Raw genomic sequence first — 26487 nt, 5'->3', positions numbered from 1 at the left:
TCTGGCCGGAGCCATCCAGGCTCTCTGCCGTGAACTCGAAAACGCCTGCAAGAATACGGTTCACCGTATCAACCTTTGTGAAGGTGACAAAGCCTGTGTTGCGGCTGGTCGTGATGTATCGGCCCTTATTTGGCTTATATTCAGTGTACATCGCATGGTTCTGGTAGCGCATTTGCTCAGGAGCAGGACCGGTATCAAAAGAGAAGTAATGAGTGCCTCTCACCTTCACATCCTCCAAGGCTAAATCTATAGTAGAGTTATCACCCTCTGCGATGCGGTTGGCAGAGATAAATAATTGTTTGTTTGGGGGATTCACGTAACCGTACCATACTGAGAATTTCTTTGTGCCAAAGCCCGTACCTGCGTCAGCGATCCAGGCTTTGCCGTTCACTTTGCAGGCGATGGTGTTGGAGCCGTTCTGGGTGGGCTTCGGCAGCTTCTCCTCGCAGGCTGCGAGCAAAAAGAGGAGGGGCAGGAGTTTAATGAAGTGTTTCATAGGTAATCAGGTCAGGCTTTAACAATAGCTAAATATAACAAACAATTGTTATATTATAACAATTTCAGCATCTCCTTGTAAGATATATACTACCTAATTTATTAAAACTACAGCACTTACAATCACTTTTTAACTATTTTGAGAGCTACAAAAAAGTTTTTCACTGCCACTACCTGTTGGTGCCCTCTAAAAAACAGTTCATCTAAGAAAAAATATACCCAGACTACCACCTGGAGTACAAAGCCGAAATAGACCACTTTCTGCAGCATATCCACAACCGGAACCAGCCGCTTAGTTTCCAGCTGCCCTATGTATTTGAGGTGGAGTAGGTAGCTAGATTCATTGTAATAATTTCAAATAATTACTTAATCATTAATTAATTTGATAGCAATAACCTCTAAAAATTCATATTTAATCAAACACTCAGCAGCTACTTCTAGCAGTTTTACCGTTATACTTATGTAGCCAGGTTTACCACCTCATCTAAATAACAGTAGTTTATAAATACCGGCTATCTCGCTGCTTTTCCCTATAACATTCTATTAAGTACCCAAAAAAAACAGGGGTACTCCATAATCTTCCTGCTCAAACCCGCTAAAAAATATAAAAGTTTTATATCTTTGGGCTCTGGAAAAAACCACATCTACATCTTACAAATGTCTAAACACACTTTTTTAAGTATGTTTCTGGCGGCTACTCTGGCTCTACAGGCCGGGGTAGCCATTGCCCAGGAGAAGAAAGAAGACCTCAAATGGAAAGTGGATGAAGCCCACGGCCCCCAAAAAGAAATAACCATCACCACCGACGAAGGCACCTGGATGAGCCTGGATGTGAGTCCGGACGGAAAGGAAATTGTGTTCGATCTATTGGGCGATATTTATATAATGCCTGTTTCAGGTGGCAAAGCAAAGCTCCTTTCCGGTGGCCCCGCCTACGAGGTGCAGCCGCGCTTCAGTCCCAACGGCAAATATATCTCCTTTACTTCCGATCGTGCCGGTGGCGACAATATCTGGATTGTGAACCGCGATGGCTCTAACCCGCAGCAGGTAACAAACGAAAATTTCAGGCTACTCAACAACGCCGCCTGGACTCCCGACAGCGAGTTTCTGGTGGCCCGAAAGCACTTTACAGCCACCCGCTCGCTGGGTGCCGGCGAAATGTGGATGTTCCACCGCTCAGGCGGCAGTGGCGTGCAGCTCACCAAACGCAAAAACGACCAGCAGGACGTTGGCGAACCCTGGGTATCGCCGGATGGCCGCTATGTGTACTTTTCAGAGGATATGAGTGGTGGCTCTACCTTTCAGTACAACAAAGACCCGAACACGCAGATTTACGTAATTCGCCGTGTAGACCGTAACACAGGAGATATTAAAAATGTAACGGGCGGAGCAGGTGGAGCCGTTCGACCTGTTGTTTCCCCGGATGGCAAATATCTGGCTTTTGTAAGACGCGTACGCACCAAATCGGTATTGTTCCTGCACGACCTGAAAACGGGTGAAGAATGGCCCGTGTACGACAACCTGAGCCACGACCAGCAGGAAGCCTGGGCTATTTTTGGTGTGTACCCCAACTTTGCCTGGACACCAGATAACAAAAACCTGATCTTCTGGGCCAACGGAAAAATTAACAAAGTTGAGGTAGCCACTTTTAAAGCCTCTGTTATTCCGTTTGAGGCTACTGCCACACATGCCATTGCAGAAGCCGTTCGCCACGACCACAGCAAAACAGGACTTTCGCCGAGTCAGTTTACAGCCAAAGCCATTCGCCATGCTGTTACCTCGCCTGATGGCAAAACACTTGTATTTAACGCAGCTGGCTATCTTTATAAAAAAACTCTACCTAATGGAAAACCGGAGCGCATTACCAACAGCCAGGATTTCGAGTTCTACCCTACCTTCTCTCCTGATGGAAAAACGATTGTGTACGCGACTTGGAACGACGAAAACCTGGGGGCCCTGCATAAACTCGACATCGGCAAAAAGAACCCGAAGCCCACGAAGCTAACTTCTGAAAAAGGGTACTATACACATCCTGCCTTCTCGCCTAACGGTAAACTGATTGCCTATAAACGAGAGAGCGGCAATGACCACCTGGGCCACGCCTTCAGTAAAGAACCAGGTATTTATTATATACCAGCCAACGGCGGCGCTGCCGTAAAACTAACAGAACAAGGCGCTGCCCCACAATTTAACGCTACCTCCGACCGTGTTTTCTTCTCAGGCAGCAAAGATGGAAACACCACCTTCCAGAGCATCAGCCTGCAGGGTACACAGGAGCAAACGCATTATACCTCTAAATATGCTACCGAGTTCTACCTAAGCCCCGATAACAAATGGATTGCCTTTGTAGAATTGTTTAACGGCTTTGTAGCTCCTTTTGCTCCGGCGGGTGGCGCCCTGGATTTGAGTGCCGAGACAAAGGCAGTTCCTGTTTCGCGTTTTACCCGCGACCTGGGTAGCAGCATTCACTGGTCTGCCGACAGCAAAAAAATTAATTGGGTAACCGGCGATGAGTATTTCTCGAATGACCTGAAAAATCGCTTCAAGTTTGTAGAAGGTGCGCCAGATAAACTTCCTGCCATCGACACAACAGGCACCAAGATCGGCCTGGTGCTCAATACCGATGTGCCGCAAGGCAAGGTAGCCTTTACCAATGCCCGCATCATTACCATGAAAGGCGATGAAATAATTGAGCGTGGCACCGTAGTAGTAGACGGCAACAAAATAGTAGCAGTAGGTGCCAACGTGCAGGTTCCTGCAGGAGCCAAAGTGATAGACGCAACAGGCAAAACCATTATGCCTGGTATTGTGGATGTGCATGCACACATGGGCACGTTCAGGTTGGGCATGAGTCCGCAGAAGCAGTGGGCATATTATGCAAACCTGGCCTACGGCGTTACCACCACCCACGACCCCTCCTCCACCAGCGAAATGGTATTCAGCCAATCGGAAGCCGTGAAGACAGGCACCATGGTTGGTCCGCGCATTTACTCTACAGGCACGGTGCTTTATGGAGCCGATGGCAATTTCAAGGCTGTGGTAAATAACCTGGATGATGCCCGCTCGCACCTGCGCCGCATTAAGGCCCTGGGAGGCTTTTCTGTAAAAAGCTATAACCAGCCACGCCGTGAGCAGCGCCAGCAGGTTATTCAGGCAGCCCGCGAACTTGACATGACTGTTGTGCCGGAAGGCGGTTCTACCTTTTTCCACAACATGAGCATGATTCTGGATGGCCACACCGGCATAGAGCACAACATTCCGGTGGCACCGCTCTACAACGATGTGGTAAAATTGTGGAGCGCCAGCGGCACCGGCTACACTCCTACCCTGATTGTGAACTACGGTGGCGTAAACGGCGAGTACTACTGGTACCAGAAAACGAACGTGTGGGAGAAAGAACGTTTACTCCGCTTTACCCCGCGCTCCGTTATCGACAGCCGCTCACGCCATGTAACACAGGTGCCGGACGAGGAGTATGACAACGGTTACATAAAAGTGTCGGAAGCCTGCAAAAAGCTGACAGATGCCGGTGTAAAAGTTAATTTAGGCGCACACGGTCAGTTGCAAGGCCTGGGTGCTCACTGGGAACTCTGGATGCTGCAGCAGGGCGGTATGACTAATCTTGAAGCCTTACGCGCTGCCACACTTAACGGAGCTGAATATATAGGAATGAGCCAGGACATCGGCTCGCTGGAAGTAGGCAAACTGGCCGACCTGATCGTGCTGGACCAGAACCCACTGGAGAACATTCAGAACTCTGAGCACGTGCGTTACACGATGGTAAACGGTCGCCTCTACGATGCCGCTACCATGACCGAAATTGGTAACTATGACCGCAAACCCGGCAAGTTCTACTGGGAAAACAACCGCTATGCCAGCCCTTTTGGATGGCACGAAGGCACGGATTCTCATGGAATTGGCATTGCCGGTGAGCAATGCTCCTGCCGCCACTAAACTTAACATAGTTTTAGGATACTGCCACCTTTGCTGCTGCAGAGGTGGCGGTTTTGGTTTGGTTAAATTTTTCCCCAACATGTAGGCAATTTTGTATTTTTGCTCAATGGCTAGCGGTCTAATGTTAAGCACTAAATTATTTTTCTCAGCTACCTGCTTTAGTGCCCGGATTCCCCATAAGCTTCTGTAAATAACCATGATAAAGAAAATGAATTATTCCTACTATTACTTAACTATAGGAATTGCTCTTTTTATCATAACTATGTTTCACTACTTCACCAACTTCTCAGCTTACTGGAAGCAGCCATCAGCAAAAATTAGTACAACTCTTGGTGATGCCACCTTTGAGCTGTTAAAATATGAGCAGTGCTCCAACCGATGCACTGACGCTCTGCATTGCGAAAACCTATATCTGTTCTCTGTCAATTCAGCTAATTAAAGGGTAGTTGATAAGTTCCTCAAAGAGTTCAAGCCTCCCAATGGCTGTTCAACAAAAATTCTTTTTCAAACAGGTAAAACAATAGAGCATAACTTACCTGTACCATCACAAGCGTTACCACGATATTCACTTCAACTTCACCAGCGGCTTCCGGGCCAACTTCAGCAACTGGCAGCAAGGCAAACGCATAAAAGTGCAGGGCAATAACTGCTCCTGGATTCAAAAAGCAGCCTCCGATTACGAAACCTTCTAAGCTTACCTGCAGCAGGTGTTTGTGTACGCTGGCACCTTGTCGCTTGAAAAAGAACTGACACCTGTTGCCGTAGAAGCCATTCAGGCAGGCGATGTTTTTATTAAGGGCGGAAGTCCCGGCCATGCCGTTATTGTTATGGATGTGGCCGAAAACCCTGACACCAGCGAAAGGATTTTCCTGCTGGCGCAAAGCTATATGCCGGCCCAGGAAATCCATTTACTTTGCAACAACACCGACTCAGGCAAGAGCCCCTGGTACAGCAGCAGTTTCGGGCAGCAACTCTTCACCCCAGAATGGACCTTCAGACGCAACCAACTGCGCAGGTTTTAATTAGCAGCAGCAAAGGGAATTGCGCAAGGCATTTTCCATTTAAATAATTCTCCACCTCCTCAACGTGTACCTCAACTACTAACATTTATTTGTACCCACTTCAAAATCCTACAGTTTAGCTACATCAAATTAATCTACATTCTTTTTTCTCCGTACAACCAACATTCTAAAATAAGTAGTTATTTCTATTCCCGAATTTACGCGGATACAACCCATACGGAACCATGAAAGAAGAGCAGTTAAAACACCTATGGTGGCAGGAAGGAGTCATCTATCAGATTTACCCACGATCATATCAGGACAGCAACAGCGATGGTGTTGGCGATTTACAAGGCATTATAAAGCGCCTCGATTACCTGAAGTGGCTGGGCGTAAATGCGATCTGGATCTCTCCTATTTTCTCCTCGCCCATGGCTGATTTCGGCTACGACATTGCTGATTACCAGGACATTCACCCACTATTCGGCACAATGGCCGACTTCGATGAATTGCTGGCCGAAGTACATAACCGCGGCATGAAACTGATTCTGGACCTGGTACCAAACCATACTTCCGATCAGCACCCCTGGTTTCTGGAATCAAAATCGTCGCGCGATAACCCGAAACGCGATTGGTACATTTGGGAGGATGCGCTGCCAGATGGTTCGGAGCCGAACAATTGGCTAAGTGTGTTTGGCGGCAGCGGTTGGGAATGGGACGAAAACACCCAGCAATACTATTACCACGCTTTTCTGAAGGAGCAACCCGACCTGAACTGGCGTAACCCCGACGTGCAGGAAGCCATGATGAACGTGATGCGTTTCTGGCTCGACAAAGGCGTAGACGGTTTCAGGGTAGATGTGATGTGGCACATGGTAAAAGATGACCAGTTGCGCGACAACCCCCCAAACCCACACTACGAGCCGCACATGGCAACCTACGAAAAGCTGATACCAGCCTACTCAACCGACCAGCCAGAAGTGCACGACATAGTTCATAAAATGCGCGCTGTGCTCGACGAATACGACGAACGCATGATGATCGGGGAGATTTACCTGCCTATACAGAAACTGATGACCTACTATGGCAGCGACAACAATGGCGCTCACTTGCCATTTAATTTCCTGCTCCTTTCGCTGAAGTGGGAGGCGCAGCAGATCGCGTCTAATGTAGACATGTATGAAGGTGCCCTGCCAGATGGCGGCTGGCCTAACTGGGTGCTGGGTAACCACGACCAGCCCCGCATTACCAGCCGGGTAGGATCTACGCAGGCAAAAGTAGCGGCCATGCTCCTGCTAACCTTGCGAGGCACACCCACCATATACTACGGCGATGAAATAGGTATGCGCGATGTACCTATTCCGCCGGAAGAAGTACAGGATCCACAAGGCCTGAACATGCCAGACCTGCACCTGAGTCGCGACCCGGCTCGCACACCGATGCAATGGGAAGATACTAACCAGGCAGGTTTTACTGACAGCAAACCCTGGCTCCGGTTACCTGACTACTTCAGAAGAATAAACGTGAAAGTACAGCAGGATGACCCCTTCTCGATGCTCACGCTTTACCGCCGCCTGATTAAACTGCGCCAGGAAGAACCTGCGCTTAAAATTGGCGATTACATTCCGGTTTATTCCGATAACCAGGTGTTTTCCTTTATCAGAAAATCGGGGGATAGCCGCTTTCTGGTGGTGCTGAACCTTAGCCACCGCCCCTGCTACTTTAAGCCGAAGCACCATAAGTTTACAGGTGTTGTTGTGCTGGCCACTTTCCCGGAACGTGAGAACACTGCTATTACAGAAAGCATTAGCCTGGGAGGCGATGAGGGTATTCTGGTAAGGCTGGATGCGTAGCACCAATAAGTTATACAACTAATGAGCTACCCTTGCAGCAGCAGGGGTAGCTCGTTCAATACAAAAGAACAAAATTAACCCAAAGAATATAGACAGTGGCTATTGGTGCATCCTATGCAGGAAATAATACCTGCGTTTTTACAGTTTGGGCTCCTGAAAAGGAATCGATGACACTTCACCTCCTCTCACCCAAAGACAGGAAGGTGAAAATGCAGCGGCATGAGGTAGGCTACTTCAGAGCCGAGGTAAAAGATGTGAAGCCGGGAGACCGGTATTTTTTTATGCCCGATGGTGAGCAGGATTATCCTGACCCGGCTTCACACTTTCAGCCGGACGGAGTACACGGGCCATCGGAGGTAGTGGACCACCAGAGCCATGAGTGGCAGGATACGACCTGGCGAGGCTTACCATTTAAAGATCTTATTTTATACGAACTGCATGTTGGTACCTTCACGCCCGAAGGTACTTTCGAAGCAATTATTCCGAGGCTCGACAACCTGGTGGATACAGGCATAAATGCTATTGAGCTGATGCCTGTGGCCCAATGCCCCGGCAACCGGAACTGGGGCTACGATGGCGTATACCCTTATGCCGTGCAGCATTCGTACGGCGGCCCCAACGGCCTTAAAAAGCTGGTTGATGCCTGCCATGCGCGCGGCATCGCGGTTTTTCTGGATGTTGTGTACAACCACCTTGGCCCTGAAGGCAACTATTTCGGAAAATTCGCGCCGTACTTTACCGACAAATACAGCACCCCCTGGGGCGAGGCCATCAATTTCGACGATGCCTGGTCAGATGGTGTGCGCGATTACTTCTCGGACAATCCGCTGCACTGGTTCGAGCACTACCACATCGACGGGCTGAGGCTCGACGCCATCCACACGGTATTCGACAAAAAGGCCATTAACTTTTGGGAACTTACTTATTATAAAGTAAAACTGCTGGAGCAAAAGCTTGGCCGCAGCCTTTATATGACAGCCGAAAGCGACTACAACAGCCCGAAGGTAATGAAGTCGCCGGAGGTCGGCGGCTTTGGTTTTCAGGCGCAGTGGCTCGACGATTTCCATCATTCGCTTTATGTTTTACTTAACGAGGAAGGCAAAAAGTACTACGAAGATTTTGGGCAGATCGAGCAGCTGGCAAAAGCCTACACCGAAGGCTTTGTGCACAGTGGCGAGTTCGTGAAATTCAGGAAGCAACGTCATGGCGCTTCTTCCGCAGGTATGTCAGGCGACAAATTTATCACCTTCATTCAGAACCACGACCAGGTTGGCAACCATGTCGGCAGTTTGCGTTTAAGCACCATTATCGATTATGAAAGGCTGAAACTGGCTGCAGCCGCCGTCATGCTCTCGCCTTATGTGCCTATGCTGTTTATGGGGGAAGAGTACGCAGAAGATACACCATTTAATTACTTTGTGCACCACAGCGACGAAGAACTGATTAAAGCCGTTCAGGAAGGCAGGAAAGAAGAATTCTCCGGCTTTAACTGGGATGCAGCCCCACCCGATCCGCAGGCGGAGGAAACCTTTACAGCCTCTAAACTAATTTGGGAGAAGCGCGAAAAGGGAAAACACAAAATTATGCTGCAGTGGCACCAGGAACTAATTCGGTTGCGAAGAACGGAGGCAGCGCTTCAGTGCTTCGATAAAAACAAAATCAGGGTACAGACGATTGGCCAAACCGGTTTTGTATTGCTGCGCCAGTGCGAGAAGGACCAGGAACACCTGCTTTGCCTGTTCAACCTGTCGGAGGCGCCTTTACCGTACACCATACCTGCCACAGCCCCTACCTGGAAAAAGCTGCTGGATTCGAAACTAAGTAAATGGCAAACAGGCAAAAGCAAAGCTCCTTGTACCTTACCAAACCAGGTTGCTGCCAACGAGGCAGTAGAAGCACCTCCATTAAGCATAACTGTTTACAAGTCGTTGTGAGAAATAAAAAATAAGACACCCAGATGAATCTAAGTACAGAAGCCCGAGCAATTCATTCTCAGGTAAATGCTAAATCGACCAAACTGGGAGACTTAAAGAAAATTGCCAAAGAGATAAAAAAGGATCATGAACTAGCGATGGAATTGTGGTCAACCCGAGAATATTTTGCTAGACTTTTGGCAATTCTAATCATGGATAAAAAATTGCTTACTCAAGAGTTGGTTGATAAGCTTGACAAAGAAATGCAGACACACACATTTGATGAGAAAAACCACTTAATGGAGTGGTTAATGGCCAATCAGCTTACAAAAGACAAGAGAACAGTAGCTTTGATCCAATCTTGGGAAAGTAGTCCTTCAACTCTTCAAAGACGAACCTATTGGTATTACCAAGCAAGATTGAGATGGACAGGACAAACACCACCGGATAATACACCAGAATTACTTTCAAAAATAGAAGCTAACATTAATTCAGAAGCTCCTGAAGTGCAATGGGCTATGAATTTTACAGCCTCCTGGATTGGAGTGTATGATGAAAGTTATCGAAGTCGTTGCATCATAATTGGAGAGAAGACAGGGCTGTATAAAGATGAAGTGGTAGCAAAAGGTTGTACCCCAAACTATTTACCAGCATTTATCGAAATTGAAGTCGATAAAAGAAAGAATAAAAAAATCACTTCACACAACAGCAACACCTATGAGCAGTAGCGTTTCACAGGGCGCTACTGCTCATAGGTGTTGCTGTTATAGTAAGTAGTGCGGAGTAGAGGCTGCTTACCCTCTACTCCGCACTTTTCGAATTATTTAAATGATTTTGCCCTTCCAAAGCATTTCCCGCGTAGTTAGCTCCAAGGTCTCCAGGCCAACAACCCACTTACTCCTTTTACTGCTACCACATCTGCAAAGGGCTGCGACCAAATTATTCTAATAAAAACAGCCTTCCAAAGAAAATGACAGCCTTTGTTGTCAAGGGTTGTACTTCTCCATGATCTGAAGAAGCAATTCCACTTGATAACATCTCCTGAACTAAAAAAGCCTCATAATGTTAGTCTCATTTTGTTAGCTAAACCTCAATATTTGGTTTATCAAAACTGAAAAAGGATAGTTGTATAGGTGCTATATTTGTTTTCTTCTTCATAAATAATTCCTTAATCAGAAAAAAAACTGAACTTTAATTAAAAAAAGTTAATTCTATTGTAACTTCTGCTTCAGCAGCAGGTGCTAATCTCCTCGTTATTAATCCTTATTTCAGCATACAAACATCTGATTTTCAGATATTTAAGATCATTTTTACAATTCTTAATCTTCTTGTCATAATTCATAACCAGCAGATTGTTAATCAGTTATAACATATTGCCATTAACCGAAAAAAAATTGAAATTTATTCGCCTCATTAATTAACATATTGATAATCAGTGAGTTTTCAGATAAAGCCAAATTCACACATTCTCAATATTGCTCCAGTATAATTACCATTTTCACAAACAAGAATTCATACTTCTGTCCTTTTATCAATAACATGAATTGGAAAATAAAATTTTATTCAGTAACTTTTCACTCGCCTTTTGACCGAGGGAGACTTAAACAATAGCTTTTTAATAGATGATTCAAACAGATAAACCACAGCGAGGACTCTATACGCCTGAGTTAGAACACGACTCCTGCGGTGTTGGATGTGTGGTGAACTTGGATGGAACTAAGAGCCATTCAACCGTAAAAGACGCACTCACCATGTTGGAGAACATGGAACACCGCGGTGCCACCGGAAGCGACCCTGAAACGGGCGACGGAGCAGGAATTTCGGTACAAATCCCCCACGAATTTTTCGTGAAGGAATTGGAAGAATTTGCCATTAAACTACCTGAACTGGGTGGTTATGGGGTAGGCATGGTCTTTTTCCCGACCGTTTACGAGGTAAGGGAAAAATCACGCAAAGCCTTAAACCTGAGCATCAGGGCCCAAGGATTTGAGTTATTGGGTTACCGCCTGGTGCCGGTAAACGGACAAGTTCCGGGGCACGAATCTAAAGCTGTGGAACCGTACATAGAGCAGGTCTTTGTAAAACCGATAGATGCTTCTCTGCGAGGTGAAGATCTGGAGCGCAAGCTGTTTGTGTTACGCAACTCTGTTTCTCATAGTATTAAAAAGACTGTACCCGGCGAAAACGGCACTTTCTTTATTGCCAGTTTCTCGGCCCGTACTATTATATATAAAGGTCAGCTGAAAACAGACCAGCTTGGCCGCTACTACCACGACCTGCGTGACCCTGATTTTAAGTCGGCACTCGCCATTGTGCACTCCCGCTTCTCTACCAACACGTTCGCGAACTGGAAACTGGCACAGCCTTTCCGTTTTATTGCCCATAACGGTGAAATAAACACCATTAAAGGGAACGTGAACAAAATGAAGTCGAAGGAAGCTTTGATGTCGTCTCCGTTATTTACAGACGAGGAGATGCAATCGCTGCTGCCGGTTACGAACCCTGAGTTCTCCGACTCGGCTAACCTCGATGCCATGGTGGAACTGCTGACCCTGGCTGGCAGACCGCTTCCGCATGTGATGATGATGCTGGTGCCGGAAGCCTGGCAGGACAACCCCTACATGGACAAGCGCCGCAAGGCTTTCTATAAATTCCATGCCTCTTTAATGGAGCCCTGGGACGGACCTGCTGCCCTGTTCTTTACAGACGGCACTCAAATTGGCGCTACCCTCGACCGTAACGGACTGCGCCCGGTTCGCTACTGCATCACCAAGTCTGGTCGCCTGATTATGGCCTCCGAAACAGGAGCATTGCCAGTAGACCCAACCGATGTAATTAAACGCGGCAGGTTACAGCCCGGCAAAATGCTGCTGGCCGACACCGCCCAAAACAAGATATACCACGACGACGAGATAAAGGAACTGGTTTGTAACGACAAGCCCTATATGGAGTGGATTGAGCAGAACCGTATCCGGTTACCGCGCATTCCGGACCCACGCGTGCCTGTTACAACCGTGAGACCAGAAGCTATTCGCCAGACGCAGAAGGCATTCGGATATACTTCAGAAGACCTGCGTATGCTCATTCAGCCGATGGCTGTTACCGGCAAAGAGCCGGTAGGCAGTATGGGTTCTGATGCTCCGCTGGCTGTTTTATCGCGCCAGAGCCAGCACATAGCCAACTACTTTAAGCAGCACTTCGCACAGGTAAGTAACCCTCCTATCGACCCGATTCGTGAGCGCCTGGTTATGTCGCTTTTCACAAGAGTCGGCGAGTCGCTTAACGTGCTCGATGAAACCCCAGCGCACTCACGCCAGGTGCACATTCAACAGCCCGTTCTCAGAAGAGAGGATTTCCATAAGCTGCCTTACCTGAAGAAACAGGGCTTTGAGTACCAGATTATTGATGCCACCTTTAACACACGCGAAACTGGTTCGCTGCAAAAGGCACTTGATCTAATTTGTGCTGAAGCCGAAGAAGCTGTTCGCAATGGCAAGAAGGTGCTTGTTATCTCTAACAAAGCCATAAAAGCACAACGTGCTGCTATACCTTCGTTACTGGCAGTGGGTGCTATTCATCACCACCTGATCGAGAAGCGAATTCGGACCAAAACTGGCCTGGTAGTAGAAGCCGGCGATGCCTGGGAAACACATCATTTCGCCACCATTATTGGTTACGGAGCGAGTGCGGTTTACCCTTACCTGGTGTACGATACCATTCAAAGCCTGTACGAGCAGGAGAAAATCGATAACTCGAAACCACTGTCTTACTACTTCCAGAACTTTATAGAGGCGGTAGGCAACGGTTTGCTCAAAATACTTTCGAAGATGGGTATCAGTACCCTGCAGTCGTACCAAAGCTCTCAGATATTCGAGATACTTGGTTTTGGGCAGGAAGTGGTGCAGAAATGCTTTAAAGGCACGACCAGCCGCCTGGAAGGTCTGAACTTTGAAGATCTGGAAAGAGAAGCGCTGACGAAGCACAACTCTGCCTTCAACAACAAGAACGGTATTCTGGAAATGGGTGGTTTCTTCCAGTGGAAGCGAACCGGCGAAACGCACTTGCTGCAACCACAGGTTATCCACCTGCTCCAGAAATCATCCAGACTGAACGATTTTATGTTGTTCAAGGAGTACTCTAAACTCATTCGGGAGCATCAGCAGAAAACGATCACGCTTCGTAACCTGTTCGAATTCAGGAAGCGTCAGTCTGTTCCTTTAGACGAAGTGGAGCCGGTAGAAAACATTTTGAAGCGCTTTGCAACTGGTGCCATGTCTTTTGGCTCCATCTCGCATGAGGCGCACTCTACGCTGGCTATTGCCATGAACCGCATTGGCGGCAAAAGCAACAGCGGCGAAGGTGGTGAAGACGAGGCCCGCTACACGCCACACGAAAACGGCGATTCAGAAAGATCGGCTGTAAAGCAGGTTGCCTCTGGCCGCTTTGGCGTAACAAGCCATTACCTGGCCAATGCCGACGAAATACAGATTAAAATAGCACAAGGTGCCAAGCCTGGTGAAGGTGGGCAGTTACCTGGCCATAAAGTAGATCATTGGATTGCACGCGTGCGTCATTCTACACCGGGTGTAGGCCTGATTTCTCCTCCGCCACACCACGACATTTATTCTATAGAGGATTTAAAGCAGCTGATCTACGATCTTAAAAATGCAAATCCGAACGCCAGAATAAACGTGAAGCTGGTATCGGAGGCAGGCGTAGGAACCATTGCCTCTGGTGTAGCTAAAGCAAAAGCAGATGCTATTATGATATCTGGTGCCGATGGTGGTACAGGAGCCAGCCCGCTGAGCTCTATCCGCCATGCCGGCCTGCCTTGGGAAATTGGACTGGCCGAAGCACACCAAACGCTGATTAAAAATAACCTGCGCAGCCGCGTAGTACTGCAAACCGATGGTAAACTCATGACAGGGTACGACCTGGCTGTGGCTACCTTGCTCGGAGCTGAAGAATATGGCGTTGCTACGGCAGCACTTATTGTGGAAGGCTGTATTATGATGCGTAAGTGCCACATGAACACCTGCCCTGTAGGTATTGCCACGCAGAACCCTGAACTACGCCAGCTCTTTACCGGCAACCCGGACCACCTGGTGAACTTCTTCACCTTTATGGCCATGGAGCTACGCCAGGTAATGGCGCAGCTTGGTTTCAGAACTATAAACGAAATGGTGGGCCAGTCGCAGGTGCTGAAAGTAAGAACCGATATAGACCACTGGAAGCTGAAAAACCTCGACCTCTCTCCTATTTTGTACCAGGAATATGTGGGTAACAACGTAGGTATCTACCATCAGATTTCACAGGATCATGAAATCGAGCACGTGCTCGACAGACAGCTGATCCGTGATTTTGAAGCAGGTAAACAAGGCGTTCAGGAGTATAAGATTGTTAACATCGACCGCTCAGTAGGTGCCATGCTATCTTATGAGATCTCGAAGAAATTCGGAAAAGCAGGACTGCCGGAAGACAGCTTCACAGCCGAATTCCATGGCTCGGCCGGTCAAACATTTGGCGCCTTCCTGGCACCTGGTGTAACCTTTAAACTTGTAGGCGAAGCCAACGATTACATTGGCAAAGGTCTCTCTGGTGGCAAGCTTATCATCAAGCCATTCAAGGAAACTAATTACGCAGCGCACGAGCACATTATTACCGGTAACGTGGCGTTTTACGGTGCCACTTCTGGCAATGCTTACATAAACGGTATGGCTGGTGAGCGTTTCTGTGTAAGAAATTCAGGCGCAGAGGCTGTAGTAGAAGGTATTGGCGACCACGGTTGCGAGTACATGACAGGCGGAAAAGTGCTGGTGCTTGGCGAGGTAGGCAAAAATTTTGCTGCAGGTATGAGCGGTGGTATGGCGTTCGTGTTCGATTGCAACAGCACCTTTAACGACCAGTGCAACCTCGACATGGTAGACCTGGAGCAGCCGGATGAAGCTGATATGGCCTGGATCGAGCAAAAGCTGATTGAGCATTACAACTACACCGGCAGTGCCCTGGCGCAACAGCTCCTGGATAACTGGGAAGAGCAGCAAAAGCACTTCCAGAAGGTAATGCCACACGACCTGAAAAAAGCCTTGCAAGTAAGTATTAACGAATCATTAAAAGTAGTAGCCTGATGGGAAAAGCAGATGGTTTTTTAAAGTACGATCGTGAATTACCTTCTTACCGCGATCCGAAAGAAAGAATAAACGACTCAAAAGAAATATATTTAGAATTTCCGGTAATTAAAACGCAGGAGCAGGCGGCCCGTTGCATGGACTGTGGCGTTCCGTTCTGCCACAACGGCTGCCCCCTAGGCAACCTTATTCCTGACTTTAACGATGCTGTATACGAAGGCGAGTGGGAGCGTGCAGCAGAGATTCTGTACTCTACGAACAACTTCCCGGAGTTTACCGGCCGCATCTGCCCTGCTCCCTGCGAGGCTAGCTGCGTACTTTCTATTAACAAGCCGGCTGTAGCCATTGAGCACATTGAGAAATCGATTGCCGAAAAGTCTTTTGAGCTGGGTCTGGTTAAGCCGGAGCCACCAAAGAAAAGAACAGGCCGAAAGGTAGCCGTAGTTGGTTCCGGCCCGGCCGGGCTGGCAGCCGCTGCCCAGCTTAACAGAGCCGGACACCTGGTTACGGTTTTCGACAAAGCCGACAAAGCGGGTGGCTTACTGCGCTACGGTATTCCGGATTTCAAGCTGGAGAAATGGACAATCGATCGTCGTTTGGAGATACTGGAACAGGAAGGTATTAAGTTTGAATTAGGTGTAGAGATCGGTAAAGACGTAACGCTGAAAAAGCTGTACAAAAAATACGATGCCGTTATTTTGTGTATAGGTTCTTCTAAGCCGCGTGCTCTCACCATTCCGGGCAACCACCTGAAGGGTATCCATTTCGCAATGGACTTCCTGACGCTGCAGAACAAAAAAGTAGCTGGCGAAACCATTCCGGCTGAGTTGGACATTGATGCCCGCGACAAACACGTGATCGTGATTGGTGGCGGCGATACCGGCTCCGACTGCGTGGGTACTTCTAACCGCCAGCGTGCCAAATCTATTACGCAGCTGCAGTACCGCAACATGCCATCTTCGCAGCGTATGCCAACTAACCCGTGGCCAGAGCTACCGATGGTGTTTACTGCCTCCAGCTCCCACGACGAAGGGTGTGAGCGTAGCTGGGGCTGGCTGAACAAAGAGTTTATTGCCGATGAGAACGGTTATGTAAAAGGCCTGAAAGTAGTGGAACTGGAGTGGAAAAACCACAGAGAGTACACCGAGAAGCCAGACAGCGAAAGAATTCTGCCTTGCGATCTGGCCTTTATTGCCATTGGTTATGAGCGTCCGGAGCACGATGCTTTCCATGCTAACTTCGAGTTTGAATACGACAACAGAGGAAACTTTAAGCTGCAGAACTGGCAAACAAGTGTACCTGGCGTTTTCTCTGCCGGAGATTCTTACCGTGGTCAGTCGCTGGTGGTGTGGGCTATTTCTGATGGCCGTGAAGCTGCCCGTGCCATAGATATTTACCTGATGGGCGAGTCTAATTTGCCGTCAAAAGAAGTGTCGAAGCTCGAACTGGCTTAAGTAGTACACTCTTTAATACAACATAAAAAAACTCCTGCTACAAAAGTGGCAGGAGTTTTTTTATGAAATAAAGTGGAGTGTTCTAAAACTAGTTACTTTTTAAAGCACCATTTCACCGCCTTACCCTTGAAGCGTACAGGCATTAATTATTTTTGGAGGGGCTTTTCATTACAATAATTTACTTTCCCTAACCAGCTCAGGCTATACCGCTAGACCATTACTTCCTTTTCAAGATCGAACAGAGTAGCCAGGCTGCCTAGCAGGGCTTCTGCCTCACCGCGTTGGCAGGCGGCTTTCAGTTCCAGAGCTGGCATCTTTACAATTTTGTTCAGTATGTTTCTGGTGATAGCTTCTACCATGTCTTTTTCTGCTGCCCCCAGTTTTTTAGTGTAGCGGGCAATTTCCTGCTGCCGGATCTGCTCCAGCGTGTTTTTAAATTGTTGTAGTGCCGGAGACATAGCCATCTCCCTGGTCCAGGAGTCGAACTCTGTTGCAGCTTCTTCTATTATCTGGTGAACGTAAGGTATAGCAGCCAGGCGCTTCTCCAGTGCCTCGTTGGTGCGGTTCCGGATGTTGTCGATGTTGTACACATAGGTGTTGGCGAGGGTTTCCAGAGAACTGTCTACACTGCGGGGCATCGACATATCAATAAAGTAACGCTTCTTGTGTGTTGTCAGCTGCTCCCCTTTCTCCCTCGAAATAAAGAAACAATCGCCTGGCACCGCCGAAATAACGACATCGGCCTTCTCTATCTCCTCCCACACGTTTTCCCAATACACCGCACGGGCACCAGATTTCTGGGCCAGTTCCTGGGCTTTGTGGTGGGTTCTGTTTACAACTACCAGGTTATTTATTTCTGATTTCTGAAAGTTCAGGCACACTTCTCTGCCCATATCGCCTACACCAATTATCAGCACACGCGGGTTGCCAATAGTTTGGGTCAGCTCCTCCACCAGCTCTACAGTGGCATAAGACACAGAGGCAGCTCCAGTGCGGAAAGCAGTCTCATTCACCACCAATTTATTGGCGCTAAAGATGGTGTGCAGCAGGCGGTGCAGAAAAGGTCCGGCTGTACCGGCATCGGCAGCCCACTGGTAGGCATTTTTCACCTGGTTCAGTATCTGTACATCCCCTACCACCTGCGACTCCAGGCCCAGCGCCACATTGAAGAGGTGCCTTACAGCCGCATCGTGGTCATCGATGTGCCGAAAATAAGTTACGACCGCTGATGTAGCCGAAAAACCTTTTTCAATGGAAATCAGCTTTATCAGTTCCTGTTCGAAGCTGCAGTCGGCGGCATAGTACACCTCGGTGCGGTTGCAGGTCGAAAGTACCAGTACATCGGTTGCGCCGGTAAATTCCTTTACCTTATCCAGCAGATTACGGCAGGCAATCTCGTTCAGAGCCACAGCCTCCCGAACTTGAATAGGTGCGTTTTTAAAGGTTAGCGTAAGGACCTTGAACTGATTTTGCATTTTGTAGGTGTCGTTTAACCCTACAAAATTGAGCAAATGCCTGGAAATAAAAGATGATAATGGTCACTAAACCAGATGAGAGAAAGCAGCCGAAGCACAAGTACCCTTGGCATAAATTGGCTCAATTTGCTTCTGAAGGGCTGTTTTATTAGAATAATTGCTCATAGCTGATTCTCCTAACCCGTCTGCAGGTAAAGGCTATAGTCGAAGCTGCCGAAGGAGCTGAAAAGTAGTTGAGTAGCTGTTCCGTCAGGAGTAAATAATAAGGTGTAGTTGCAAACTACACTTAGTAGATTGTAGTTGGTATGCTTTTACCCTTGGCGCAAATTGGCTCATTTTGCTTTGGAAGGGCAATTTCATTTGAATAATTGCCCTTCCGAAAGTTTTGGGTTAACGCATTAATTGCGCATGCGCCTTAGCTTTTCGCTGTTGATAATGGTTATTTTGCTGCCCTGGCTCTCGATGAGTTTTTCATCTTTAAAATCGGCCAGCGTTCTGATAACTGTTTCTTTGGAAGCTCCTACAATACTAGCCAGGTCCTCGCGCGAAATAATGACCTGGGTACCTTCTTTGCCTTCTGTTTTATATTGCTTCTCCACAAAAATAAGTGCTTCGGCTACACGCTTCCGCACCGAGTTATAAGCCAGTTTCAGCAGGCGCTCCTCCCGCTCTGCCAGGTTATCAGAAAGTATTTTAATAAACTTGTTGGCCACCAGCCGGTTGTTGTGCAACAGCAAGAAGAAATCTTCTTTCGAGATAACATAAATCTCGGAGTCTTCCATTACCATAGCCGACTCCCGGTATGCTTTTTCCTCAATAAGGTCGAGGTAGCCGATAAAATCGCCGTCTTTGTAGAGGTTGGTGATGTACTCCCGCCCGTCTTCATTCGATTTGTAAGTTTTAACTTTTCCTTTGTTTATAAAGAAAAGTGCGTTCGGGTAATTGCCTTCAGAGAACAGCGGTTGCTTTTTCTTGAACCGCTGCAGCTTCTGCTTGTCCGATGTCAGTTTGTCGAGGTTTTCCTGGCCTTTTGCCTCCTGCAGAAACTCGTTCAGGCCTTCAGCATTTTTCTGGAAGCCGGCTTTCAGGGCCTCGTTCTTCCGGAGGCGCATTTCTACCGCATCCAGCAGTTCCAGGTCGTCGAAGGGTTTGATCAGGTAATCGTCTGCACCCAGGTTCATGCCTTTCCTGAAATCCTCTTTTTCTGATTTGGCTGTCAGGAAAATAAACGGAATGGCAGAGGTGGCCGTGTTGCCGCTCAGCATGTGCAAAACGCCGTAGCCATCGAGCTGGGGCATCATAATGTCACAGATAATCAGGTCAGGTATTTCGCGTTTAGCAAGATCAACTCCTACTTTACCGTTCTCGGCCTCCAGTATATCGTAGTTGGCAAGCGACAGAATTTCAGCAATGTTCTCTCTAATTTCCTGATTATCTTCTATGAGCAGTATTTTTTTCATGATTCAGAGGTTAAGGGAAATGTTATAATGAAGGTGGTGCCTTTGTCGAGTTCGCTCTCGTAGCGCATGCTGCCATTCATTATATCCACGTACTTATTTACGATATTGAGGCCCAGGCCGGTACCTTGTATGTTGGTAACGTTCTGGGCGCGGAAAAATGGCGTAAACAGGTGCACTTTGTCGTTTTCAGGAATTCCGATTCCTTCGTCCTGCACCGTTACGATTATTTGTTTATCAGTGATTTCGGTATCGAACCGCACAACCTTGTTCTCACCTGAGTATTTGCTGGCATTCGACAGCAGGTTAAACAGGATATTACGCAGGAGCTGCTTGTCGAGGTGCACTACCGATTGCTGCCCGATGTGTTTGTACACAATCTGCTGCCCCACTTTCAGCACTCCCTGGGCTTCGTCTGCAATTTCTACTGCAAATGCTTCCAGATCGAACGTAGAAGGCACATTGTAGATCTTACCTTCTTCTATGCGACTGATAGATAGGAAGTCGTTCAGGATGCTGGTCAGGTTGCTAACCGCCGATTTAATCCTGTCTACGTGCTTTGCCCGTTTATCATCGGTTTCGGTGGTTTTGTACTTACCTATGAGCGAGGCTGAGGAGAGCACCGTGCTGAGTGGCGTCCGGAACTCGTGCGAGGCAATAGTAACAAACCGCGATTTGAGTTCGTGCAGCTCTTTCTCTTTCTGCAGGGCTTTGCGTACTTCCAGCTCCGCCTCGTGCAGGCTTTTGTTTGTCTGCTCCAGCTTCTGAATAACTTTTGCCAGTTCCTGGGTCCGGTCTTTTACACGCTGCTCCAGCTCAGTGTTCAGGCGCTGAATTACAGCTAAACTTTTGGCGTGCTCAATGCTGTAGCGAATGGAACGTTCCAACTCATTAGGGCTGATCTTGCCTTTTACTAGGTAGTCTAAAGCACCGGCCCGCATGGCTTTCTCGTCGGTTTCGCGATCGCTTTGGCCAGTTAGCAGAATAAAGGGCGCGGCAGAACCTGCTTTAACGGCTTCTTTTATAAGCTCCAGCCCATCGTGCGCACCAAGCCTGTAATCGACGAGGTAAATGCTATGCCTGTTTTCTCCTATTATTTTCAGGGCTTCAGAAAAGGAGCTTGTCCACTCCAGCAGGTAGTGCCGCTCCGGAATATCGGCAATAATATCGCGGGTGATGATGTAATCGTCTTCGTCGTCGTCTACCAGCAGTATGCGTATTTTATCGGGCATGCCAAAAGGGTGTAGACCTAAAGCTTAGGCAATTCAACAATTTCGAACCAGTATTTGCTGAGCGTTTTCATAACATCTACGAGCGAGGCAAACGTTACAGGCTTTGTAATAAACGACGAAACACCCAGATCGTAGGTCTTCAAAACATCTTCTTCTGCTTTAGACGTAGTTAGAACAACAACAGGTATCAGGCGCAGATGCTCATCGGCTTTAATTTCTTTCAGGGCTTCGCGTCCGTCCTTTTTCGGCATGTTCAGGTCCAGCAGAATCAGGCCAGGTGTTGGGTGCAGCGTTTTGTCTGTGTACTTGCCGCGGTGGTGCAGGTAGTCCATCAGGTCTTCGCCATTCTCTACAAAGTGCATGTTGTTTTTAAGACGGCTTTCTTCCAGAGCATCCTTAACCAGCATGCGGTCTTCTGCATCGTCGTCTGCAATAAGTATCACAATCGTTCTTTTCTCAGGCATGGTATTATTCTTCAGGTTGTCGTAAAGCTAATGTTATAATAAACCGTGTACCCACTCCGGGCTGGCTGCTGGCGGTAATATCGCCGCCGTGCCGGATGGCAATTTTCCGGCATACGGCCAATCCAATGCCCGAGCCTTCAAACTTCTGCCCCTCCAGCCGCTGAAAGATGTTGAAAATCCGGTCGAGGTATTTTTCATCAAATCCGATACCGTTATCTTCCACATAAATTTCTGTTACCTCGTCGCCAGGTGTTGCGGTTAGGTGCGCCGTGCGTTGCAAATGCTTGGCATAAATGTTTATAATCGGGCTTTCGTCTTCTTTCCGGAACTTAATGGCATTGCTGAGCAGGTTCTGGAACAACTGGCGCATCTGGGTTGGCTCCGCTTCTATTTCGGGCAGAGGAGACCGTATAATCTCGGCCCCGGTTTTCTCGATAGTTACTTCCAGGTCAGAAATAACTTCGGTCAGAATCTGGTCGAGGCTGACTTTCACGAACGATTTTGCCTTAGAGGTAACCCGCGAAAAGTTAAGCAGGTCGTTGATCAGGTTCTGCATGCGGGCAGCAGCATTCAGCATGCGGTCCACATAGTCTTTTCCCTGATCGCTCAGCTTGTCGTAGTCTTTTGTTTTGAGCCTGTCGCCGAAAGCCTGTATCTTCCGCAGTGGCTCCTGCAGGTCATGCGACGATACATAGGCAAAGTCCTGCAGCTCGCGGTTACTTCGTTCTAACTCAGCAGCATAGCGTCGCAGTCGCTCTTCGTTTAGTTTCTGGCGGGTTATGTCGTGCACAAAGCCGGTGTACACGCGCCTGCCTATTAGCTGCACCTCGCTGATGCTTAGGAAAAACGGAAAAATGCTGCCGTCCTTCCGCCTGCCGGTTACTTCGCGGCCAATCCCGATGATGCGTTGCTGGCCTGTTTCGTGGTAGTGGTGCATGTAGCCATCGTGCCTGCTCCGGTCCGGCTCCGGCATCAGTATGTTAACACTCTGCCCTATCAGTTCCTCCACTTCGTAGCCAAACTGACGGGCTGCGGCAGGGTTCATCATTTCTATTATACCACGGGTATCGATGGTAATAATTCCATCTACAGCACCTTGTATAATAGAGTTGATCTTGTTTTCGCTCTCGCGCAGCGCAGCCTCTGCTTTTTTAAGCCCGCTTATGTCGTGCACGATGCCGGTAAAAATCACCTTATCCTGCAGCTTTACCTCGCTTATGCTTAGCAGAAACGGAAACGTGCTGCCGTTTTTGCGTTTGCCCTGCACTTCGCGCCCCTTACCAATAATCTGCCCTATGCCTGTTCGGTGGTAATTCTCGATGTACCCATCGTGCTGGCTCTTGTCGGGCTCAGGCATCAGCATGCTCACATTCCGGCCTATTATTTCGGAGGAGTCGTAGCCAAAAATGCGGGCAGCAGCCGGATTCACTGTTTCGATAATGCCTTTGCTATCGATGGTAATAATTCCGTCGATGGCCGTTTCGATCACAGCTTTTAGGCGCGATATGTTATCTGCGCTTTGGCTTCCGGGTTGTAAGGGTTCTTCCAATCTTATTCAAATTTTAGCTAAAAATAGCTATTACCAGTTCAATTGCCAAGAAATCTGGCGTGGTAATTCGGTCGGGGTGACATATATCACTCCTGCGGTTGCCGGTTATCATTCGGGCTTTGTAAGGGTGAAGGTAATTTTACCTCATTCTAATGAATACACAAACTGCACGAAGCAGCCAGTAAAGCGGTTGCGTGCGCTATTGCTTTGCCACAATAAGCTTTTATTTTACAAAACAGGTTCTTTACATGAAGAATATTCTCTTTTCGACTGACTTATCTAAAAACGCTTGTAAAATAGCGCTGTATGCAGCCGAGTTATGCAGGCATGTTGGTGCCCGCTTAATTATTTTTCATGCGTACGAACCCTCAAAACCAGTAGGAAAAACCGATCTGGTACCGGAACCTGCTACAGTGGAGCACGCGGTGCAGGCAAAAATGGATAACCTGACGCGCAAGCTGAAACAGGTGCCAGGCCTATCGATTACGCGCCTGACAAAGCCACACCTCACCGATGACGAAACGCTCTACATTGCCCGAAAAGTAAAAGCCGACCTGGTTATTATGAGCACCGGCAGCCTGAGCCTCGAATCGGTAACGGCTGCACAGGTTACGTTGCGGTCGCTTTCGGAGGCTAACATTCCGGCGCTGCTTGTTCCGGCAAAAGCCAGTTTTAGCCCCTACAGCCGGGTAGCACTTTTTGAGGAAACCGGCGAACAGCAGGTAAACTGCATCGGTATCAACTTTCTAAGGCACCTGTCTGATGCCACCAAAGACATAGAGTTAATTAAGCACCTGCACGCCTCGCACAGGCTGGCTTTAGCAGTTGATGGGGTTGCGGAACAAACTGAGTGGCCGGTAAGCACCGATCCGGCACTTGCCATTATAAACGGGGCACAGCATAATCTGGCTCCATTTGTCAGGGCCTGCCAGCCTGAATTAATTGTGCTGCCAACGTCTGCAACCGAAGATGGCATTGCCATAGCTTCCCGTATTAAATCAGTGCAAAACAAGTTTATCCCGATTCTGCTGGTGCCTCCTGCCGCCGCTTAGTTATTAGCCGGACTTGCTGCAGGTAAAACACCCTCGGAACAAAAGGCCTTCCAAAGCAGAAATAATGCTTCGGAAGGCCTTTTTTATTTGAATAATTTGCTGGCGGATTTTAAATATTGACTGAGCGAAACTACAGCAGATCTTAGAATATGCTTTCACGATTTGCTGCTTCCTGCTTTTGTAATCAGGTTGCAATTCGTTTACCGCCAATTAATCTGGTTGTGGCATTGCCCACATTGGTTTGTGTTGTAAAATTAGTTTGTGAACAGGACAGTTTTCGGCATGTGCTCCACGCAGGTATCCAATACTCATTAAAAACTCGTTCACTATTTCACCACCAGTAAAGCGGAATGTCTTCTTGAACAATTTCACCCATTCTTCTTTTGTTTTGGGATGATGGTGTTCCAGCCATTTTCCGAAAGAGCCGAACTCTTTTTGCAGCACAAGAATTGTTTTTGCGTTTTCTATAGCCGCATTTACCTTCAGTTTGTTGCGGATAATTCCTGCGTCTGCTAAAAGCCGTTCCCTATCCTCTTCGGTATATGCCGCCACTTTTTTAATATTGAAATTGCTGTATGCTTTACGAAACGATGCTTCTTTTTTCAGAATTGTTTCCCAGCTCAAACCTGCCTGATTAATTTCCAATAGCAAACGCCCAAACAATTCATTGTCGTCGTGAATTGGAAAACCGTAATGATTGTCGTGGTAATTTTGATGCAACGCCTTTTTGGCTTCGGATTGCATTGTTTCTATGGCTGTACAATAAGACATACACTTCTGTTAACCGGTTATCCTCAACGATTGAATCAGTCCGTCCATCAAGTTAAAGTGATAATATAACGTAACAGGACTGCCAGCAAAAGTACCTGAAATTTCCGCTTTTAAAGTATGGGCTGCTTCCTTTTCTTCAAAACTAACAGGTCTGTTATTTCTGCGTGGGGCATTTGGGGCGGTGAGATTGAGAGAGGTGATTTTAAAACGGCCAGAAACTAACACCGTTGTCTGAAAGTCTGAATGATTGATTTATACGTGATGACTATCTATAAGCCAGCAAAGGACTTTAAAACCGGAAAAGTCATCAGAAAACTGCTTTTTAAACTATGTAAAAAATTCTGGCAGGAATTTCAGCGGACAGTATAGTACTACAAGCGGGTTTAAGTTTTTGCCTAATCTATAGCAATTCAGTGCTGTAGAGTAATAAAATAATCAATAAGGTGGAAGAGAAACGGCACTAACGCCAAACGGGCATAAATTAAACCCGATGTTGGCTGATGATGTTTCTTATATCTTTTCTGGCTTCAGCAAAAACAGCTGAGCCAAAGCGCAACTATTATTGGCTTAATTTTACCGAAGCAGTAGTATTCTTTATAAAAATTATTCCGTCAAAATCCACACCTGGTCTAATTGGTACTGGGGTTGGTTCTTGCCAAATAGAATATATATTTGTTATATAGCCAGTCATTCCTGTAAAGGGGCTTGGTTTTGTATTGAACGGGAGAAAAAATGCTTCGTATTTCGCTTTAGAAAACGTACCCGACAAGGTATTTTCTTTTCCTTCGAACCTATGCATCTCAAATTTACCACTGTTTAACACATTCACACTCCCTTGGTAAGTGTCGAAGCCAATTACATAAAACTTTTTTCCGAACTGTTTCTTGAGATGAGAGCCCATCCCTGGGACCTTAGCCATTGTTGTATCTTTCGCAATGTGCAAGTTATGAGCCCAGACTATAGTTTTGCCTCCTATTGAGTTATGCGTCTCAATAAGTTTTTCAGCCATTAGCATCTCACGAATAAGAGCATCATACCAAAAATCCTCACTATCGAAACCGTGTAATACCACCTTGTTTTTAGGAGATTTAGTTTTGTTATATACTCTTATCCACTGAAAAAGCTCATATATTTCCTCCGTGTTGTACAAAACCAGCGGCTGCATAAGCTGCTTTAAGTCACCCTGCCCGCTTTGTAAGTAAAGGTTAATAGGAGCTATCGCAGAATAGGGGAATTCAAATGAGAGTAGCTTAAAATCGTACTGGCTGATGAGACTTTCTATAATTCGCCTTTTTTGCACATAGAACTCGCGGGTCCCGTGTGAGGCTTCGCCAAGTCCAACCACAGTTTTACCTTTCAGCTCCTTAGATAAAAACAACAGATCATCATTGCCTGAATCAGAATCTGATTTCAATTCAAAGGCGTTCCTATTAATCCAGTCTATATCATTAACCTGGGCATAAACTGCAGGAGTGGCAAAAAAAATAAAAAGTACAAATAGCCTAAACATAATAGTGAATCAGTTAAGCACAAAAATTATCATTGAAGTTTCTCTGGTGCATTTGCAGCCAACGGTTAGTATATGCAAAGCGCAGCATCGCAAGAGTTTTGTATGTAAAGTGTTGTACTAAACCTACGGTAGTTTTCTATAAAAAAAGCAGTGGATAAAGTTTACTTTTATAATTCACT

At 47.2% G+C, this 26487-nt stretch carries 15 protein-coding genes and 1 pseudogene; 8 read left to right on the top strand and 8 right to left on the bottom strand.

All coding sequences use genetic code 11. The features are described 5' to 3' along the window. Positions 1 to 496 (bottom strand): Riean_0653 family protein (locus FVR03_RS18595; protein WP_147923276.1); only part of this gene is annotated, 496 nt, incomplete at its 3' end. Between the two features lie 680 nt (positions 497 to 1176). Between FVR03_RS18595 and FVR03_RS18590 the strand changes: the two genes are divergently transcribed. From FVR03_RS18590 to FVR03_RS18560, 7 genes and pseudogenes are all read left to right on the top strand, one after another. After that, positions 1177 to 4449 carry an amidohydrolase family protein gene (locus tag FVR03_RS18590; RefSeq protein ID WP_147923277.1) on the top strand — a complete coding sequence of 1091 codons (3273 nt, stop codon included), beginning with the start codon at positions 1177 to 1179 and terminating at the stop codon, positions 4447 to 4449. 527 nt (positions 4450 to 4976) lie between these two features. Then, positions 4977 to 5471, top strand: a pseudogene (locus tag FVR03_RS18585) (DUF4846 domain-containing protein). Between the two features lie 224 nt (positions 5472 to 5695). Further along, complete coding sequence (locus tag FVR03_RS18580) at positions 5696 to 7303, top strand: alpha-amylase family glycosyl hydrolase (RefSeq protein WP_147923275.1); 1608 nt, start codon at positions 5696 to 5698, stop codon at positions 7301 to 7303. A gap of 95 nt (positions 7304 to 7398) precedes the next feature. After that, positions 7399 to 9237, top strand: a complete 1839-nt coding sequence (treZ, locus tag FVR03_RS18575) for a malto-oligosyltrehalose trehalohydrolase (protein WP_255474291.1) — start codon at positions 7399 to 7401, stop codon at positions 9235 to 9237. A gap of 23 nt (positions 9238 to 9260) precedes the next feature. Further along, positions 9261 to 9944 carry a DNA alkylation repair protein gene (locus tag FVR03_RS18570; RefSeq protein ID WP_147923273.1) on the top strand — a complete coding sequence of 228 codons (684 nt, stop codon included), beginning with the start codon at positions 9261 to 9263 and terminating at the stop codon, positions 9942 to 9944. 894 nt (positions 9945 to 10838) lie between these two features. Beyond that, positions 10839 to 15344: a glutamate synthase large subunit gene (gene gltB, locus FVR03_RS18565; protein ID WP_147923272.1), complete on the top strand. Its 4506-nt coding sequence runs from the start codon at positions 10839 to 10841 to the stop codon at positions 15342 to 15344. Then, positions 15344 to 16798: a glutamate synthase subunit beta gene (locus FVR03_RS18560; protein WP_147923271.1), complete on the top strand. Its 1455-nt coding sequence runs from the start codon at positions 15344 to 15346 to the stop codon at positions 16796 to 16798. The genes gltB and FVR03_RS18560 overlap by 1 nt, the downstream gene beginning before the upstream one ends. A gap of 209 nt (positions 16799 to 17007) precedes the next feature. Here FVR03_RS18560 and hemA read toward each other — a convergent pair whose 3' ends face one another. From hemA to FVR03_RS18535, 5 genes are all read right to left on the bottom strand, one after another. Continuing rightward, positions 17008 to 18273 (bottom strand): glutamyl-tRNA reductase, encoded by a 1266-nt coding sequence (gene hemA / locus FVR03_RS18555; RefSeq protein WP_147923270.1) that lies wholly within the window; start codon positions 18271 to 18273, stop codon positions 17008 to 17010. A 398-nt stretch (positions 18274 to 18671) separates the two neighbouring features. Beyond that, the gene (locus FVR03_RS18550; protein WP_147923269.1) at positions 18672 to 19733 is read right to left on the bottom strand and encodes a response regulator; all 1062 of its coding nucleotides are present in this window, start codon (positions 19731 to 19733) and stop codon (positions 18672 to 18674) included. Further along, the gene (locus FVR03_RS18545) at positions 19730 to 20962 is read right to left on the bottom strand and encodes a hybrid sensor histidine kinase/response regulator (RefSeq protein ID WP_147923268.1); all 1233 of its coding nucleotides are present in this window, start codon (positions 20960 to 20962) and stop codon (positions 19730 to 19732) included. Before FVR03_RS18545 ends, FVR03_RS18550 begins: the two co-directional genes overlap by 4 nt. 17 nt (positions 20963 to 20979) lie before the next feature. Further along, entirely contained in the window at positions 20980 to 21426 is a 447-nt protein-coding gene (locus FVR03_RS18540) for a response regulator (RefSeq protein ID WP_147923267.1), read from the bottom strand. A gap of 4 nt (positions 21427 to 21430) precedes the next feature. Then, positions 21431 to 22975, bottom strand: coding sequence for a PAS domain-containing sensor histidine kinase (locus tag FVR03_RS18535; protein ID WP_147923266.1), 1545 nt, complete (start codon positions 22973 to 22975; stop codon positions 21431 to 21433). A 248-nt stretch (positions 22976 to 23223) separates the two neighbouring features. On the opposite strand from FVR03_RS18535, the gene FVR03_RS18530 reads away from it, so the two are divergent. Beyond that, on the top strand, positions 23224 to 24027 hold the full coding sequence (locus FVR03_RS18530; RefSeq protein ID WP_147923265.1) for a universal stress protein: 804 nt from the start codon (positions 23224 to 23226) through the stop codon (positions 24025 to 24027). Positions 24028 to 24237: 210 nt separating this feature from the next. Here FVR03_RS18530 and FVR03_RS18525 read toward each other — a convergent pair whose 3' ends face one another. Continuing rightward, a complete protein-coding gene (locus FVR03_RS18525; RefSeq protein WP_147923264.1) occupies positions 24238 to 24798 on the bottom strand; it encodes a DNA-3-methyladenine glycosylase I in 561 nt (186 codons plus the stop codon). 559 nt (positions 24799 to 25357) lie between these two features. Continuing rightward, entirely contained in the window at positions 25358 to 26308 is a 951-nt protein-coding gene (locus FVR03_RS18520; RefSeq protein WP_147923263.1) for an erythromycin esterase family protein, read from the bottom strand. Positions 26309 to 26487: the final 179 nt, after the last annotated feature.

This window comes from Pontibacter qinzhouensis (assembly GCF_008017455.1).
GTDB classification, from domain to species: Bacteria; Bacteroidota; Bacteroidia; order Cytophagales; family Hymenobacteraceae; genus Pontibacter; species Pontibacter qinzhouensis.
The sequence above is the reverse complement of the archived record's forward strand: the minus strand, read 5'-3'. Positions and strand labels throughout refer to the sequence as shown.